This window comes from Staphylococcus simiae, from assembly GCF_017357005.1.
In the GTDB taxonomy this organism is placed as follows: domain Bacteria; phylum Bacillota; class Bacilli; order Staphylococcales; family Staphylococcaceae; genus Staphylococcus; species Staphylococcus simiae_A.
Window position 1 is genome coordinate 24,183 of record NZ_CP071589.1, and the last position, 18,842, is coordinate 43,024.

General features: G+C 30.2%; 11 protein-coding genes. 10 read left to right on the forward strand and 1 reads right to left on the reverse strand.

Annotated elements, in window-relative coordinates; translation table 11 throughout:
- The first annotated feature begins 290 nt into the window (after positions 1-290).
- The 7 genes from yycF to J3R86_RS00135 all read left to right on the forward strand — a co-directional run bounded on the left by yycF (position 291) and on the right by J3R86_RS00135 (position 9,428).
- Complete coding sequence (gene yycF, locus J3R86_RS00100; protein WP_207517533.1) at positions 291-992, forward strand: response regulator YycF; 702 nt, start codon at positions 291-293, stop codon at positions 990-992.
- A gap of 12 nt (positions 993-1,004) precedes the next feature.
- Positions 1,005-2,831, forward strand: coding sequence for a cell wall metabolism sensor histidine kinase WalK (gene walK / locus J3R86_RS00105; RefSeq protein WP_207517534.1), 1,827 nt, complete (start codon positions 1,005-1,007; stop codon positions 2,829-2,831).
- Positions 2,824-4,158 (forward strand): two-component system activity regulator YycH, encoded by a 1,335-nt coding sequence (gene yycH / locus J3R86_RS00110; RefSeq protein ID WP_207517535.1) that lies wholly within the window; start codon positions 2,824-2,826, stop codon positions 4,156-4,158. The genes walK and yycH overlap by 8 nt, the downstream gene beginning before the upstream one ends.
- Complete coding sequence (locus J3R86_RS00115) at positions 4,159-4,947, forward strand: two-component system regulatory protein YycI (protein ID WP_207517536.1); 789 nt, start codon at positions 4,159-4,161, stop codon at positions 4,945-4,947.
- Positions 4,948-5,334: 387 nt separating this feature from the next.
- The gene (locus J3R86_RS00120) at positions 5,335-6,135 is read left to right on the forward strand and encodes an MBL fold metallo-hydrolase (RefSeq protein WP_207517537.1); all 801 of its coding nucleotides are present in this window, start codon (positions 5,335-5,337) and stop codon (positions 6,133-6,135) included.
- A 549-nt stretch (positions 6,136-6,684) separates the two neighbouring features.
- A complete protein-coding gene (gene rlmH / locus J3R86_RS00125) occupies positions 6,685-7,164 on the forward strand; it encodes a 23S rRNA (pseudouridine(1915)-N(3))-methyltransferase RlmH (protein ID WP_207518477.1) in 480 nt (159 codons plus the stop codon).
- 518 nt (positions 7,165-7,682) lie between these two features.
- The gene (locus J3R86_RS00135; protein WP_207517538.1) at positions 7,683-9,428 is read left to right on the forward strand and encodes a DUF6119 family protein; all 1,746 of its coding nucleotides are present in this window, start codon (positions 7,683-7,685) and stop codon (positions 9,426-9,428) included.
- A 469-nt stretch (positions 9,429-9,897) separates the two neighbouring features.
- Here the strand turns inward: J3R86_RS00135 and J3R86_RS00140 are convergent, their stop codons facing one another.
- The gene (locus J3R86_RS00140; RefSeq protein ID WP_207517263.1) at positions 9,898-11,553 is read right to left on the reverse strand and encodes an IS1182 family transposase; all 1,656 of its coding nucleotides are present in this window, start codon (positions 11,551-11,553) and stop codon (positions 9,898-9,900) included.
- Between the two features lie 526 nt (positions 11,554-12,079).
- On the opposite strand from J3R86_RS00140, the gene J3R86_RS00145 reads away from it, so the two are divergent.
- The 3 genes from J3R86_RS00145 (at position 12,080) to J3R86_RS00160 (ending at position 18,803) form a co-directional block, all read left to right on the forward strand.
- Positions 12,080-13,228: an HNH endonuclease signature motif containing protein gene (locus J3R86_RS00145; RefSeq protein ID WP_207517539.1), complete on the forward strand. Its 1,149-nt coding sequence runs from the start codon at positions 12,080-12,082 to the stop codon at positions 13,226-13,228.
- A complete protein-coding gene (locus J3R86_RS12285; RefSeq protein ID WP_207517540.1) occupies positions 13,209-13,514 on the forward strand; it encodes a nucleotidyltransferase domain-containing protein in 306 nt (101 codons plus the stop codon). The genes J3R86_RS00145 and J3R86_RS12285 overlap by 20 nt, the downstream gene beginning before the upstream one ends.
- Before the next feature lie 2,499 nt (positions 13,515-16,013).
- Entirely contained in the window at positions 16,014-18,803 is a 2,790-nt protein-coding gene (locus J3R86_RS00160) for a type I restriction endonuclease subunit R (RefSeq protein ID WP_207517541.1), read from the forward strand.
- Positions 18,804-18,842 lie beyond the last annotated feature (39 nt).

Here is an 18,842-nt window from a genome sequence, read left to right on the forward strand (position 1 = left end):
TAATCAACCAATGCTCACCTAAAAACTGGAAGTCAATATTTTATGACTAAAAAAAGATAGCGATATAACTCAGAAAAAATATTAATTAATAAGTTTATATTGAAAAATAGAATTAATAGGCTATAAATGGTAAATTATATAGTAGGTTACTATGCGTTATATGATATAAAAATGTCACAATAACATATAAATAGTAAGTGACGACCCAACACAAAGTCTCTTAGATAAAAACGACTAGAGTGAAAAATGATAAAATTAGAATGATGATACAAGAAAAGAGGTTTATGCAAATGGCTAGAAAAGTAGTTGTAGTTGATGATGAAAAACCGATTGCTGATATTTTAGAATTTAATTTAAAAAAAGAAGGATATGATGTTTACTGTGCATATGATGGTAACGATGCCGTAGACTTAATTTATGAAGAAGAACCAGATATCGTGTTACTCGACATTATGTTACCTGGTCGTGATGGCATGGAAGTATGTCGTGAAGTACGTAAAAAATACGAAATGCCTATTATTATGTTAACTGCCAAAGACTCAGAAATTGATAAAGTGTTAGGTCTAGAATTAGGTGCAGATGACTATGTAACGAAACCATTTAGTACGCGCGAATTAATTGCACGTGTTAAAGCGAACTTACGTCGTCATTATTCACAACCAGCACAAGAAACAACAAGTGCGACAAACGAAATTACAATTAAAGATATCGTTATTTATCCAGATGCTTATTCTATTAAAAAGCGTGGCGAAGATATCGAATTAACACACCGTGAGTTTGAGTTATTCCATTATTTATCAAAACATATGGGACAAGTAATGACACGTGAACATTTACTACAAACAGTATGGGGTTATGATTATTTTGGTGACGTACGTACAGTGGATGTAACCATTCGTCGTTTACGTGAAAAGATTGAAGACGATCCATCACATCCTGAATATATTGTTACGCGTAGAGGCGTTGGATACTTTCTCCAACAGCACGAATAGAGGTTTAGGCGAATGAAGTGGCTCAAACAACTACAATCCCTTCATACTAAACTAGTAATTGTTTATGTCTTGTTAATTATTATTGGTATGCAGATTATTGGTTTATATTTTACTAATAATCTTGAAAAAGAACTGCTAGATAACTTTAAAAAGAACATTACACAATATGCGAAACAATTAGATATTAGTATAGAAAAAGTATATGACGAAAAAGGTTCTGTCAACGCACAGAAAGATATACAAAATTTATTAAGTGAATATGCGAACCGTCAAGAAATTGGAGAAATTCGCTTTATAGATAAAGATCAAATTATTATGGCAACGACAAAGCAGTCTAACCGTAGTCTAATTAATCAAAAAGCCAATGATAGCTCCGTTCAAAAAGCCTTATCACTAGGGCAATCGAACGACCATTTAATCTTAAAAGATTATGGCAACGGTAAAGATCGCGTGTGGGTTTATAATATCCCAGTCAAAGTAGATAAAAAAGTCATTGGTAACATCTATATCGAATCGAAAATTAATGACGTTTATAATCAATTAAACAACATTAACCAAATATTTATTGTAGGTACCGCCATCTCGCTACTTATCACTGTAATCCTTGGTTTCTTTATTGCCCGAACGATTACCAAACCCATCACTGATATGCGTAACCAAACCGTCGAAATGTCTCGAGGGAACTATACGCAACGTGTGAAGATTTATGGTAATGACGAAATTGGTGAACTGGCATTAGCCTTCAACAATTTGTCTAAACGTGTGCAAGAAGCACAAGCGAATACAGAAAGTGAGAAACGTCGACTCGACTCAGTTATCACACATATGAGTGACGGTATCATAGCGACAGACCGTCGTGGGCGCATTCGTATTGTTAATGATATGGCTCTAAAAATGCTTGGTATGGCTAAAGAAGATATTATCGGTTATTACATGTTAAGTGTCTTAAGTCTAGAAGATGAGTTTAAATTAGAAGAAATTCAAGAAAACAATGATAGTTTCTTATTAGATTTAAATGAAGAAGAAGGGCTTATTGCGCGTGTTAACTTTAGTACCATTGTGCAAGAAACTGGCTTTGTCACAGGTTATATTGCTGTGTTACATGATGTTACGGAACAACAACAAGTTGAACGAGAACGTCGCGAATTCGTTGCCAACGTTTCACACGAGTTGCGTACACCATTAACATCTATGAACAGTTACATTGAAGTCCTTGAAGAAGGTGCATGGAAAGACGATGAATTAGCACCACAATTCCTATCGGTAACACGTGAAGAAACGGAACGTATGATTCGTCTTGTCAATGACCTCCTACAACTATCTAAAATGGATAACGAGTCAGATCAAATTAACAAAGAAATTATCGACTTCAATATGTTTATTAATAAAATTATTAATCGACACGAAATGTCAGATAAAGATACCGAATTTGTCAGAGAAATTCCTAATCAAACAATCTTTACCGAAATCGATCCAGATAAAATGACACAAGTATTTGATAACGTCATTACCAATGCGATGAAATATTCTCGTGGTGATAAACGTGTCGAGTTCCACGTGAAACAAAATCCACTGTATAACAGAATGACGATCCGTATTAAAGATAACGGTATAGGTATTCCAATTAACAAAGTAGATAAAATATTTGATCGCTTTTATCGTGTTGATAAAGCCCGTACACGTAAAATGGGTGGTACTGGTTTAGGTTTGGCAATTTCTAAAGAAATCGTCGAAGCACACAACGGTCGTATCTGGGCTAACAGTGTAGAGGGGCAAGGTACATCTATCTTTATTACACTTCCATGTGAAGTAATCGAAGACGGTGATTGGGATGAATAATAAGGAACATATTAAGTCTGTCATCCTAGCCTTACTTGTATTGATGAGTGTTGTATTAACGTATATGGTATGGGACTTTTCACCGGATATTACAGACGTCGATAATACAGATAGTAAGAAGAATGATACTAAACCATTGACGAAACCGATGACTGCTAATATGGATACGACGATTGCACCTTTTCAAATTATTAATTCTAAGGACGATCATCCTAAAGGAACAGTCGCAACGGTATCTAATGTCACGAAATTAATTAAACCATTGAAGAATAAAAGTGCTAAGTCTGTTGAACATGTGCATCGTGACCATAATTTAATGATTCCAGAATTAGGTCAAGATATTACAATCCTAGATTTCACGTATGACTTACCATTATCGACGTATCTCGACCAAGTGTTAAATAGTAATGCTAAAGTACCTAATCATTTCAATTTTAATCGTTTAGTGATTGATCATAATGCTGACGACCGTATTGTACTATACGCTATTAGTAAAGACCGTCACGACTATGTTAAAGTCACAACGACAGCTAAGTTTGCTAACTTTAAAGACGCTTTAGCAACGATTAAATCAGAAATGAAGCCATATACAGATATCATTACGAATAAAGATAGCATTGATCGAGCGACGCATCTTTTTGCGCCTAGCAAACCTGAAAAGTTAAAAACATATCGTATGGTCTTTAATACGATGAGTGTTGAAAAGATGAATGCTATACTGTTTGACGATTCAACGATTGTCCGTAGCTCGAAAAGTGGTGTCACAACGTACAATAACAACACAGGTGTTGCGAACTATAATGATAAAGATGAAAAATATCATTATAAAAACTTATCAGAAGATGAAAAAAGTTCGAGTAATATGGAAGAAACGATACCAGGTACCTTTGATTTCATCAATAGTCACGGTGGTTTCTTAAATGAAGACTATCGTCTGTTTAGTACGGATAATAACTCTGGAGAATTGACATATCAACGTTTCTTAAATGGTTATCCAACATTTAACAATGAAAATTCAAATGAAATTCAAGTCACTTGGGGAGAAACAGGTGTCTTTGATTATCGTCGTTCACTATTACGTACAGATGTTGTCTTAAATAGTGAAGATGAAAAAGCATTGCCAAAATTAGAATCTGTGCGTTCCAAGTTAGCAAATAATAGTGATATTGATTTTGAAAAAATAACTAACATTGTTGTCGGTTATGAAATGCAAGATAATCCAGATCATAATCATATGGAAGTACAGATTAATAGCGAACTTATACCACGTTGGTATGTTGAATATGATGGTAAGTGGTATATCTATAGTGATGGGGGGCTAGAATAAATGAACTGGAAACTTACGAAGACACTCTTCATTTTCGTCTTTGTTCTAGTTAACATCATGCTAGTTATCATTTATATTAATAAAGTGAATCGTTCACATATCAATGAAGCGGAAAGTAGTAATGAAGTTAACTTTCAACAAGAGGAAATTAAAGTACCAGATAGCGTGTTAAGCAAATCTGTTAAAGATTTACGTTTATCACAAATTACTGGCCGTTCTAAAGACTTTTCAGCACAAGTCAAGGGAGACGATGAGTTAACAACATCAAACTCTGGTAAGCAATTAGAAGCAGACGTTGACCCAAGTATCACAGTTAACGACAATAATTTCAAAGATTTAAAGGATTATTTAAACAATCATGTCTATCATGGTAAGACATATCAACTTAGTGATATTACGTCGAATAATGTGAAGTATGAACAAACATATCAAGATATTCCTATTTTAAATAATAGTAAGGCTACAGTGACTTTTAATGTGAATAATGATAAAGCGACGAGTTATAAACAGACGATGATGGAAGATATTAAGCCGACAGAAGGTACAGACAAAAAACGCCAAGTCATCACGCCTAGAAAAGCGATAGAAGCCTTGTACTTCAATCGTTATCTGAAGAAAGACGATCAAGTTATTAATGCTAGACTCGGCTATTATTCAGTCGTTAAAGAAACGAATGTCCAATTGTTACAACCGAACTGGGAAGTGAAGGTTAAACATCCAGGAAAAGACAAAGTCTATACTTACTATGTGGAAGCAACAAGCAACAATCCTAAAATTATAGATCACTAAGTTGTTGAGAGGCTAGTGCTGTTAATGATGCAGCACTAGCTTTTTTGATTGCGGCGTCAAGTGAGAAATCATACATAAAGGCATTGATTGAAAGCTTAATGTTGTCGTTTTTGGTTAACGTTATATCTATCATAGATACTTATACAGTTATGTCAAAAGCTTTTGTATTCTGTGAAACATTGTTATAATAATTAAGAAATTCATTGTGCGCGGTTATTAAAAAATAATAATTTGAGACAAGTCGATGGACAGTTACAGTTAGAAACGTAAGACAAGCAATAAGTAGACTAAACTTAAATGAATGATAGTTTCTGTAGAGAAAATCATAAAGTTAAGTGAAGTGATACTGCGGTCACTGTGACAGGTGAGTTGTCGACATAGGAAAGGATGAGTCGCTTGATACGAATGAGTGTCTTAGCAAGTGGAAGTACAGGAAATGCTACTTTTGTAGAAAATGATAAAGGTAGTTTATTAGTCGATGTTGGTTTAACAGGTAAGAAAATGGAAGACTTATTTAGCCAAATTGATCGTAACATTCAAGATTTAAATGGTATTTTAGTGACACATGAACATATCGATCATATTAAAGGTCTAGGCGTCTTAGCACGTAAATATAAATTGCCGATTTATGCTAATGAAAAAACATGGCAAGCTATAGAAAAAAAAGATAGTCGTATTCCAATGGACCAAAAATTTATCTTTAATCCATATGAAACAAAAGAAATTGCTGGATTTGATATTGAATCATTCAATGTGTCACATGATGCGATTGATCCACAGTTTTATATTTTCCATAATAATTATAAAAAATTCACCATATTAACAGATACTGGTTATGTATCAGATCGCATGAAAGGTATGATTCGTGGCAGTGATGCTTTTATTTTTGAAAGTAATCATGACGTAGATATGTTGCGTATGTGTCGTTATCCATGGAGTACGAAACAGCGTATCTTAGGAGATATGGGACATGTATCTAACGAAGATGCAGGACGTGCCATGACAGATGTTATCACAGGAAATACGAAACGTATTTATTTATCACATTTATCCCAAGATAATAATATGAAAGATTTAGCACGTATGAGTGTGGGACAGGTATTGAATGAACATGATATTGATACTGAAAAAGAAGTGCTATTATGCGATACCGATAAAGCAGTTGCTACACCTATTTATACGTTGTAATAAGGTGGATAAGTAGTTGTTATGGAGTTACGACGCCCAGTTTGTACATTATAGTGAAAATTTTTATTGTGATGGGATAAACCCCTTCAAAAATATGTAATACTTAAAAATAGGTGTTAATGATAGCTCTAAAATTAAAGAATGAATAAAGTCAGACAAGCGACCTACTAAGTGGGTCGTTTTTTTGTGGATATAGGTGTGTAAAAAGTTGTGGATGAACTTGTGGAAAAGTAAGAAAATAATGATAAAGTACGTCTAAAAGATGACAAAATCAAGGATATATGTCAAATAAATGTTAAGACAGACGCAAAGTTATCCACTAAATTGTTCATAGTTACCCACAAATGTGTATAAAACAATAAGTGATACCCACAATATACACAGACTTATCCACAAAATCACAGGTTATACACTAAAATTTGAGTATAACTGCAAGAAAAAGATCAAAAACTGTGAATTATCCTGTTATAATAAGAGGGAACATTGTTAACAAGTGTATAACTTGTGGATAACTTTATGAATAATAAACACGCTGGAGGACCAAACGCGATGAAAATTACTATCCTATCTGTGGGAAAACTAAAAGAGAAATATTGGAAACAAGCAATAGCAGAATATGAAAAACGTTTAGGCCCATATACCAAAATAGACATCATAGAAGTGCCAGATGAAAAAGCACCAGAAAATATGAGCGACAAAGAAATTGAACAAGTAAAACAAAAAGAAGGAGAGCGCCTCCTAGCAAAAATTAAACCACAAGCCACAGTGATTACATTAGAAATTAACGGTAACATGTTGTCATCAGAAGGATTAGCACAAGAACTCGAACGACGCATGACCCAAGGCCAAAGCGACTTTGTCTTTGTCATAGGTGGATCCAACGGCTTACATCAAGACGTCATCGCACGCAGCAACTATGCCCTGTCATTTAGCAAAATGACCTTCCCACACCAAATGATGCGCGTCGTGTTAATAGAGCAGATATATAGAGGATTTAAAATCATGCGAGGAGAAGCATATCATAAGTGAAACCACGAAATGGGTTTTGAATGGTGAGTATTAACTCCATATTCATTCAAAATATAAGATATATAAAGATAACTGGTCGTATATCTTAAGTAGTAGCTAACAACTGTAATTATGTTTTCATTAAATCTGTTTATATCTAAAATGATTAATATAGAATGCTCCTTTTTGTCATTATTAAATTATAAAAGCAACTTTATAACAAAAACAGTTATTTCAAAATCAACAGTCATTTACCTTATCTAGTAATGATAAAACATTAGAAATGAAATTACAGATATTGAAAAAATAGTAAATATATCAATGAACTTTCAAAAGAGTAATTTCAAGAAACTAAGAATTTAAATAAAAAGTTCAAAGGATTTTATTAAGATGTGTTTGAAAGAAAATCAATCAAAAAGGTGTAGATTTTCCAATAAACTACTTAGAAATAATCATCATAATTTGAAAATTGACAATTTTTTAGACTCATAATATATAATAATGGAAATAGATATAAAATGAAATTAAAGGGGTATAGTATGAAGATTAATATTTATAAATCTAATTATAATTTTCAGGAAACAATCACAAATTTTTTAGAGAATTTAGAATCTTTAAATGATAACAATTATGAACTGCTTAATAATAAAAAACTCGTTAGTTATTCAAAGGAATTAGAATTAATTAGTGAAATTTATATACGTAAAAAAGAGAGAAAAATTTTAGATTGGCAATTATTAGTGAAGAATGTATATCTAGATACTGAGGAAGATGATAATTTATTTTCAGAAGTTGGTCATCATTTTGATGCAATATTATTTTTAAAAGAAAACACTACATTACAAAATAATGTATATATTATACCTTTTGGACAAGCATACCATGATATAAATAATTTGATTGATTATGACTTCGGAATTGATTTTGCAGAAAGAGCAATCAAAAATGAAGACATAGTTAATAAAAATGTTAATTTTTTTCAACAAAACAGACTTAAAGAGATTGTTAATTATAGAAGGAATAGTGTAGATTACGTTAGACCTTCAGAATCTTATGTATCAGTCCAAGGACATCCGCAAAACCCTCAAATTTTTGGAAAAACGATGATGTGTGGTACAAGTATTTCATTGCATGTACCGAATAATAGTCAGCAATTCATAGATAAAATTAGTATGATAATCAAAGAAATAAACGCTGTTATTAGTCTTCCCCAAAAAATTAGTAAATTTCCTAGAGTAGTAACTTTAAAAGACTTTGATAAAATAGAAGTGTTAGATAATTTATTGCTAAAAAAACTATCAAATATTCCAACTACAGAAAATATATCTATAGATATATCAAGACTTTTAGAACTAAGTAATATGATACTTTTATTAGATGACATGCTCGACGTCAACATATATATTAACTCTTCAAAAAAATATACAATAGAGACGTTTGATGCGACTGATACTGAAGTTAATTATATCACTGAAATAAGAGATTACATATTAAACTATGAGGTTAACTCTATAAATGATGTCAGTATAGAAGTGATAGATAATTTGGGTCATTCAAATAAGATCCCACTAAAAATGATACTACATGCTGAAGTTGAAATGGAAGATGGAAAAAAATATTTATTACAAAATGGAAAGTGGGGTTATTTTAATAAAGAATTTTTTGACATTTTGAATGATCATTTGAATGAGATAGAAATTAGGTTTAACACACTAACTCCAACAGATTTAGTATTTGAAGAGGGAGAAGAAGGATATATAAGAAAAATGGTAGAAAGATTTCCAGAAGAATATTTAATGTTACATAAAATATTCATAAAACCAATAAATAATAATTTTAAAGTAAAAGGGAAAGGAATAGAGTTGGCAGACTTATACAATTTTCAAAACAATGAGCTTTTCACGATTAAAAGAGGAATTAATACATCTTTATCTCTTTATAGTTTAGAGCAAAATATAATAGCAATCAATGCTTTAAAATATCCAGAATCATATAATTTTGAAGAATTAACAGACGCTATTCCCGATAATTGGGAAAATATATTTAGGAATATACAACAGAGTATAAATTTTAGTATAGTATGGATTTTACCGATATCATCTATTGATAAGACACCTATAAGTGATACGACTCATACTAATAGCGTAATAAATGAAAACTTTGAATTAACTAACTTAGGTTCAGTATTACTTAAAAATAAATTAGTGGAGTGGTCTCTCTATTTAAAAAATCAAAGAATTAAACCAATAATTTATATGGAAACACCAGCTGAAGATAGAAATTAAATAGAATCATCTATTTTCATAGATTAGCAATAACTATTCTCATAGAATTTGTCAAACTAAATGTAGACGATTCAACAATGAGTCTTTATTATAGAGCTGTAATTTTTCAAATCTTAATCTTGGATAGATATCTTTAATTTTATTAATGATTCCTTTGCCGTAATCAATGATTGATGCTTCGACTTCAACATAGTTATGATGATACCATTTTTGTGTAATACCTAACTTTCAGAACAACCAGAATTTCCCAGTATATTTCTGAGGATTTCTGAAATAGAGTGATTTAATAACTTAGTTAAATTATCGATCTCAATAAATTAGTAATATCTTTATTTGTTTTCTGTACAATATCATTACGAATTTAATATAATTATTCAAATTAATTTTTAAGATTGGATAATAATTATTTTTAATACTCATAGTAGTTCCTTCATTGCTCGTTATTTATTCGTAGAAAGGGTCTGGGACATTAAGTTCTAGGTTTAAGTAAAAAAAAGACAATTTCTATTGAAAATTGATAGAAATTGTCTTTTTCGTTTTTAATTTTGAAATATACAGCTCGTTGAGCTGCTATTTTCCTTATGTTAACTGCCATTAGCACAAATCCAAGTTCACGTTTAACCTTATCGAGCCCTCGAACCGACATTCTAGTGAACCCCAAAATAGCCTTCATGAATCCAAAAACAGGTTCTACGTCAATTTTTCTTTGACTATAGATTTTTTTCGTCTCTGGCTCAGAAAGCTTTTGATTAATTTGAGATTTAAAATACTCCCAATTATAATTTTTCATTATTTTTTTATTTGTTTTTGACTTGGATTTCATACATTGATGTTTGAGTGGACAGTCCGAACAATCATCACATTCATATAATTTAAAGTCTCTTTTAAATCCATATTTATCGTTACGGTAAGCATATCGTTTAAAACCTAATCGTTTTTGATTTGGACAAATAAATTCATCGTTAATTTCATCATAATCCCAATTCTGAGTATTAAAAATGTCACTTTTAAATTTTTTAGTTTTATCTTTAATAAACATTCCATACGTAATTAAAGGTGTTCTATTAAAATCATCTATGATAGACATATAATTTTGTTCACTACCATAACCAGCATCAGCGACGATATACTCAGGTAAATAACCGTAGGTTTCGTTAATCAAAGTTAAAAATGGTATTAAAGTTCTAGTATCTGTTGGATTTTGGTAGACATTATATGATAAAACAAATTGTGAATTTGTCGCTATTTGTAAATTGTATCCTGGTTTAAGTTGTCCATTTTTCATATGATCTTCTTTCATTCTCATAAAGGTAGCATCATGATCTGTTTTAGAATAACTATTGCGGTCTTGAAGAATTGCTTTTTGCTCTTTATATTTCATTTTTCGTTCAGAATAATCATCAAATTTCTTTTTAACTTTTTTAATTTCTGTTCTTTTTTTACGAATTTGCTTTCTTAGTTCTGGTTGTGTTTCATTGTCAATTTGTTGATTTAAATCTTCGATTTCTTTATCCAAATGGCTACCGATTAAATCAACATCTTCTTTTGATAAATCAGTATCTTTATCTTCTATAATCTCTGGTATAATTTTGTCTTTTACCAATTCTTGATAGATTATTTTTGAATTTTCGTTCATATCTGATTCATAGTTTAAAATACTTTTCTTCCATACGAATGTATATCGATTGGCATCAGCTTCTACTTTGGTTCCATCGATAAAAATAGCTTGATCATCAATAAGGTTTTGTTTTAGACACTGACTATGAAATTGGATAAATAAAGATTCGATTAAAGCATCCGTTTTAGGATTAACTCTGAAACGATTAATTGTCTTATACGAAGGTGATTGGTTTTGAGATAACCACATCATACGAAGACTATCATTGAGCAGTCTTTCAATTTTTCTTCCAGAATATACAGATTGTGTATAGGCATATAGAATAATTTTCAACATCATTCTTGGATGGTAAGAAGTCGCACCACGGTAATGTTTGAATTCATCGAATTCTTTATCTGGTATACTTTCAACAATGTCATTAACGTATCTTGAAATATCATTTTGAGGAATTTTTACTGAAGTTTCCATTGGTAGTGTAAGTTGAGTCATGTTATAATCTTTATACATAAGACACCTCGTTAATTTAGTTTATTGGTATTTATTAAATTATACGAAAGTGTCTTATTTTTTTGAAGTATTTACATGTAAAATTACATAAAAACGAAGTATTGTAGTGAAGACTCCTGAGGGAGCAGTGCTAGTCGAAGACTACAGGCTGAGACAGCACCCTAGGAACGCGAAACTACAATACGGAGTATTGAACATAAAATAGCACAAAGACGATTTAAAAATAAAATCATCTTTGTGCTATTATTTTTGGGATTTATGTCCCAGGCTCGTAATTTTATCCTTAACAACTTCCTTTACTTCAATATTTTTTTCAAAGATATATGAATTAGGTAAAATTAAATGAAACGAGTGTAAAAACTTCATGCTAATTTTAAATTACTCTATTTCATTAGGTTCTTTTATTAGTAAAATATAAAAGATATGAGTACTTTCGTAATTAAATTTTATTGGTAATGTACATAATATCAAATATTGTGTTTACAACAACTATATTTTATAATTGAAATAAAAAGGAGCAAAATATATGCAACGAAAGACTATACCTACAAAAGTTCAAAGAACTTTATATGCTGAATCATTAGGATATTGTCTAAATCCTGATTGCAAGGAGAAAATCGTTACTTACGATAGAGATATAAGTGAGAAAGCTCACATAATTGAATATTGTCAATCACAAGATAATAGTTATGAAAATTTAATAATTCTATGTCCAAATTGCCATACTCGGTTTGATAAGAATAAGGAATTTACTGTAGAGGAAATTACAAGTTGGAAAAAAGAACGACAAAAAGAATTAAATAAGATAATAGAAGGAAAATTTTCAAGCTTTGAAGAGTTAGAAAAACAAGTAAAACCCCTCTTGTTAAATAATCAAACAATTTATAATAATTATTATTTGAAAGGTAATAAAAAGCAATGGGAAAATTTTGAAAATGTTATTGTTCTAAATAATACAAAAATAAGGAACTTAATAAATGAAAACGAGGATTTGTTTGAAAATTATGAAAATGGCGAAAATACTAATAGAAAAGTAGTAGAAGATTTTAAGTTGCATGTTGAAGAGTTCCAAAGAACTAGGATAGATGAAGAGAAAATACGTGGAATATTATATCCTAAAAAATTTAATTCAATATTTGGTATCCAAGAAGACTTTCATGAATCATTTATTCCATCAGTTGAATCTTTAGAGTGTTTAATAGATGTGTATTTACAAAATAATAAATTAAAATATATTGATTTAGGAAGTGAACGACCATATATACAGTTAAATAAAAGTGGCGAAAATGAAAAAATATTGTTAGACAATATACCGAGGTTAAAACAATTATATTATTCTTACAACTGTTTTAGAAAAACTAAAGTTAGATTTGAGAGTTTGAACTTTGCTTTAAAATATTTGAAACAAAATGAAATTAATTTTAATTTTAAAGCATTACCTAATTTAAGAGAAATAATTATCAACTCTAATGATATAATTTTTGTATACGAATATTGTCTGACACAAGAATACTTAATGAGAGAAGCTTTTTCAAAGGGGAAAATTATTGTTAACCTTCACAATTGGAATGGCGAAAAATGTATATCAGAAGATGCTAGAGAGCTTGCTAATGATATGGGAATAAAATTGCTAAGTTTGAATGAATACTATCCTTATGTACACAGCATTAAATAATGATACATTAAAGAACTTAAAAAATGAAATGAATATTTATGAAACATTTATCAAAGTATACGTTTTCGGGTCCTTTTTGAATGACCAAGTCTACTCAAATGATATCGATATATTAATTATTTACAGAAAATATTCACAAGAATTTACAAAGGATTTGGACAAATTTAAGACAGAACTAACACAGTTGATAAACTTGCCATTAGATCTTAATGCGCTGAGTGAAAAAGAAGAAAATGATATTAAATTTATTAAGAGATTAAATAATAATTACTTTGTATTAAAGTAGATGAATGATTTAAAATTTAGGTAAAAAGCTGAAAAGTAGTTTTCTGAAATGACTTAGAGTGATAGTAAATAAACTATACAATAGATAGTTTAAAGATAAAAGGTAAAGAGGTAGACTTATAATTAATTCCTCTAGAAAACATACTAAGATTAGGCAAGGTATCATATTTAAAATAAGCAGTATTGAATTAAACCGTTCAATCTAAATTTTTTAAATAGGCTTTTAAACTATATTTGATTTTACGTTTTGCTAATGTGAGGACATTTGATAATTGTACAAGTTCTGATTCATAAATTGTTTGGCGAATCTTGGCGACTTTGATCATGCGAGATGTCGCCATCAAGTTCATATTGAAGAACATAATAAATATGCGACTAGTCACATCCAAAAATCCCCTTACTATTGCCGTAGTAAGGGGATTTGGTGCATACATGCCTGATATCTTTGTTAAATACATTATACCAGCATAGTAATTGAAAATGCAAAACACGTATACAAAAATAGAAGAGTATTTAAAATTTAATTTCTAGGCTTACCATTTTCATAAAGTTTAACCATTTGAAAATAGTTGTTATATAGGGGTGTTCATACATAAAATATGTATTTTAAGGAGCGTAAATTATTACTAAAATCCCATCAAATCAACGATGTATATTTTTTGTATATTGACGTCACAATTTTTAATAACAATAAACCTTGATATCAAGCTTTTTATTAACTAATAAATTTACACAATGTATGCTATAGGTAGTTTTTTATACAATAAATATTCATTATTCGTCTTTTGAACAATTAGTTAGCAACTTTATTTTATTTATAATCTACAAAAAATAGTGAAGCCTTTACCTAATAGGTTATAAAGAGCTTTTTGTCAAAATCAAGTATTATATGCTAAAATTTTTTTGTTTTAGACAAAAATAAATTTAGCTCAACGATAGCCTAGGCTAAGGATTTTTTACGAACATTTAACGCAAAAAATGGGCTTTCACAAAATGAAAGGATTTTGTATAATTAGATTATAAAACATATAGTCTATTACAACATGTGCTTCACACTTTAACCTTACTATTTTTATAGGAAAGAGTGGTGAATGCATATGACAGTTAACATTGAATTTGATATATCGTTAGCATTTCAAATTATCATAGCATTTAGCATTTTACACAAGTATAACAGCAAGAAAAAGTAAGCTCTCGTATGTCAGTACGAGAGCTTATATCTAAACAGGTTAAAGTGTGATATGCGTATTTTGGATTTATAGCTCATATATGTGCTATATGTTTTGGCACCAAGTTCTTCCTAAGACGTTGAGCTAGGTGCTTTTTTGTACTCTTTATAGTACTTTCTTGCATATACACAGTATCTGTAATTCAATAATATCATAATCATTACACATCGACTATATGTTACCGAAAAAAAGTAATGTAATTACTCATTCTCTAAAATAAAATACTTAACTATAGTATTAAACTTCTTAAAATCATTTTCTGTTCATTTATACGAACTCACGTTCTATAATATACATAGGATAATTGTGTTTAAGATTATAGATTTTGATATAACTGAACCATAAATAATAATTTTAAACATCAACATTATGAAGATAATTACTACACTCAATTTCAAACTAGTAATCATGGAAAAATATTAAAGAATCCATGGCAATTATATTTAGATACTTGGAAACATATATTTAATTATCAAGGAATTACTTCACGTAGAGGTTTTTGGTGGGCATTTTTATTTCATGATATTTCATTAGTACTAGTTAATGGGATATTGAATAGATCAACATTTTTAATTTTTATATTAAGAATTGTTATTTTCTTACCAATTTTATCTAGTGCAGTTAGGAGAATGAGGGACGTAAAAAAACCAATATTTATTCCATTTGTATTAATCATTGGTAGTTTAGTTTTTAATGAATATTTGTTTAGTCCATACATTCTATTGTTATCAAGAATTATATTGTTCATTTTAATGATTATATTTATTGTATTTGCTTGCTTAAAAACTAACATTAATAGTAGTCGTCAAAGAATCAATTAATTTAACAGTAGTAAAGTAAAATCATATTAACGTATGTTTCAAGGTCTAACTAACATTCAAAATATAAAAGAAAATTTCATGGAATCATAAATATTGAGTTTAAGTAAGTCTTTACAAGGACCAATCGTTATTTTTTCACATTCTCAGTCAGCATTAATTATAAACTCCATCACACCAACGATTCCCTCTACAGCCAAATATAAGTAATATAATAAAGTCACGTTTTTGAACATCAATCTCTAACGTGACTTTTCTTCATTTCCCAACCATCCAATCACTCCACTTCCCCGAAATACACTTCCCAACCTCTCAATAACTATCCTTCCCCAAATAACTATACCACCACTTACTAAACTCCCACACCCAACAACATCATTAATTTATTTATGAATAAAGCCTTCTACTATGGTATATTTTAATAAATGGTAGAGAACGAAGGATGGATGTACAATGGCTTATCAAAGTGAGTTTTCTTTAGAAAATGAAATGATGGATCAATTAATTTCAAATGGCTATGAAAGGGTATCAATTAAAAATGATGTCCAATTATTAGATAATTTCCGCATGATTTTAAATGAGCGTCATGCTGATAAGTTGGATGGGAAACCACTGACAGATAAAGAATTTCAACGTCTATTGACTATGATCAATGGTAAGGGGATTTTCGAAAGTGCACGTATCCTAAGAGATAAACTGCCACTTAAACGTGATGACGAATCGGAAGTTTACTTATCCTTTTTAGATTCGATAAATTGGTGTCAAAATAAATTTCAAGTCACAAATCAAGTTTCAGTTGATGATACATATAGAGCAAGATATGATGTTACGATTCTCATTAATGGTTTGCCGTTAGTTCAAGTTGAATTAAAACGTAGAGGCGTAGATATTAATGAAGCCTTTAATCAAGTTATGCGTTATCGTAAGCAGAATTACACAGGTTTATTCCGTTATATACAAATGTTTGTTATTAGTAATGGCGTAGAAACACGTTATATTTCTAATAATGATGGTGAAATTTATAAAAGTCATATGTTTTATTGGAGCGATAAAAATAATCACCGAATTAATACGCTTAACGATTTCACAGAATCATTTTTACGACCATGCCAACTTGCTAAAATGATTTCACGATATATGATTATAAACGAAACAGATAAACTATTAATGGCTATGAGACCATATCAAGTCCATGCAGTAGAAGCATTGATACATCAAGCTACAGAAACAGCTAACAATGGTTATATTTGGCATACGACAGGTAGTGGGAAGACACTGACGTCGTTTAAAGCGAGCCAAGTATTATCACAACAAGAAAATATTAAAAAAGTGATCTTTCTTGTAGACCGTAAAGATTTGGATAGTCAAACTGAAGAAGAGTTCAATAAATTTTCTAAAGGCGCTGTTGATAAAACAAATAATACGTCACAGTTAGTACGTCAACTTAATGATAAGAGTTTGCCATTAATAGTGACAACGATTCAAAAGATGTCTAAAGCGATTCAAAATAATGCAGAGGCTTTGGAACAATATAAGACAGACAAAGTTGTTTTTATAATAGATGAATGTCACCGTAGTCAATTTGGAGATATGCATCGCATTGTCCGCCAACACTTTAATAATGCTCAATATTTTGGATTTACAGGTACGCCACGTTTTGAAGAAAATAAAAGCCAAGATGGACGTAGTACCGCAGATATATTTGGCAGATGTTTACATACTTATTTAATCAAAGATGCCATTCATGATGGTAATGTTTTGGGGTTCTCAGTTGATTATATTAATACGATCAAAGGTAATGAAATTGACCAAGACATAGAAGAATTGGTTGAAGATATTAATAAAAGTGAAGTGTGGTTAGCTGATGACAGAGTTGAGCTCATTGTTAGACATATTATCGAAAATCATGACAAATATACACGAAATAGACAATATTCTAGTATTTTAACAGTACAAAGCATTCCTGCATTAATTAAATATTATAAAATGTTTAAGAAAATCAATCAGGAATATGATCAGCCATTAAACATAGCAGGCATATATTCGTTTAATTCAAATGAACAAAGTAAAGAAGAAATGACTGATGAAACATATGCACGCGATGAGCTAGAAGTGATGATGCAAGACTACAATCAGCAATTTGACACTAATTTTACGACCGATACATTTCAAGAGTATTTTAATCATGTCTCTAAAAATGTTAAAAAAGGTATTAAAGATAGTAAAATTGACGTCTTAATTGTAGTTAATATGTTTTTAACAGGATTTGATAGTAAAGTTCTAAATACCTTATATGTAGATAAAAACCTCAAATATCATGACTTGATTCAAGCATATTCACGTACGAATCGTGTTGAAAAGGAAACGAAACCGTTTGGTAAAATCGTCAACTATCGTGATTTGAAACAAGCAACAGATAAAGCCTTGCAATTATTTTCACAAACGGAAGATACTGATCGTGTATTAATGAAAAGTTATGATGAATATAGAGCAGAATTTGCTGATGCTTTAGCAGAATTAAAAGCGATAGCGCCAACACCACAATATATTGATGACATACAAAGTGAAGAAGAACTAAAAATGTTTGTAGAAGCCTATCGCTTAGTCTCTAAATTAATACTTAAAATGAAAGCATTTGATGAATTTGAATTTAATGTTTCTACTATTGGTATGGAAGAACAAGAATTTGAAGATTATAAGAGTAAATACTTTGCGATATACGACAGAGTGAAACCTAAAAGAGGCGAAAAGGATAAAGTATCAATATTAAATGATATTGACTTTGAAATTGAAATATTACGTAACGATACTATTAATGTATCTTACATTATGAACCTTGTTAGACAAATTGATTTATTAGATAAAGTCGAGCAACAACGTAACCGAGAACAAATCAGACGTATATTAGATACTGCAGATGATCCTAAATTACGTTTGAAACGTGACTTGATTAAAGAATTCATTGATAAAGTTATACCTGATTTATCTGAAGATGAAGACGTTGATGAAGTATATATGGAGTTTGAAAATACCAAACGTGAAGAAGACTTTAATGATTTTGCAGATAAAAAGTCAGTAGATGAAGACATGTTAAAAAAGATTACAAGTGAATTCGAATACAGCGGTATTCTTAACAATGACAAGATAAAAGATTTAGTAACAGGTATGAAACTAAGAGAAAAAAGACAAACAAAAATAGCTATAGCATCATTTGTGGAAGAAATGACAGAGAAATATAGCTAGTTGCAAGCATATTGAATGTAATAATCATTAAATAAATGG

Bases quoted from the DNA above. Each gene is read 5' to 3' on its own strand.
- yycF (WP_207517533.1), top strand. From the start codon at position 291: ATGGCTAGAAAAGTAGTTGTAGTTGATGATGAAAAACCGATTGCTGAT.
- walK (WP_207517534.1), top strand. From the start codon at position 1,005: ATGAAGTGGCTCAAACAACTACAATCCCTTCATACTAAACTAGTAATT.
- yycH (WP_207517535.1), top strand. From the start codon at position 2,824: ATGAATAATAAGGAACATATTAAGTCTGTCATCCTAGCCTTACTTGTA.
- J3R86_RS00115 (WP_207517536.1), top strand. From the start codon at position 4,159: ATGAACTGGAAACTTACGAAGACACTCTTCATTTTCGTCTTTGTTCTA.
- J3R86_RS00120 (WP_207517537.1), top strand. From the start codon at position 5,335: ATGAGTCGCTTGATACGAATGAGTGTCTTAGCAAGTGGAAGTACAGGA.
- rlmH (WP_207518477.1), top strand. From the start codon at position 6,685: ATGAAAATTACTATCCTATCTGTGGGAAAACTAAAAGAGAAATATTGG.
- J3R86_RS00135 (WP_207517538.1), top strand. From the start codon at position 7,683: ATGAAGATTAATATTTATAAATCTAATTATAATTTTCAGGAAACAATC.
- J3R86_RS00140 (WP_207517263.1), bottom strand. From the start codon at position 11,553: ATGTATAAAGATTATAACATGACTCAACTTACACTACCAATGGAAACT.
- J3R86_RS00145 (WP_207517539.1), top strand. From the start codon at position 12,080: ATGCAACGAAAGACTATACCTACAAAAGTTCAAAGAACTTTATATGCT.
- J3R86_RS12285 (WP_207517540.1), top strand. From the start codon at position 13,209: ATGTACACAGCATTAAATAATGATACATTAAAGAACTTAAAAAATGAA.
- J3R86_RS00160 (WP_207517541.1), top strand. From the start codon at position 16,014: ATGGCTTATCAAAGTGAGTTTTCTTTAGAAAATGAAATGATGGATCAA.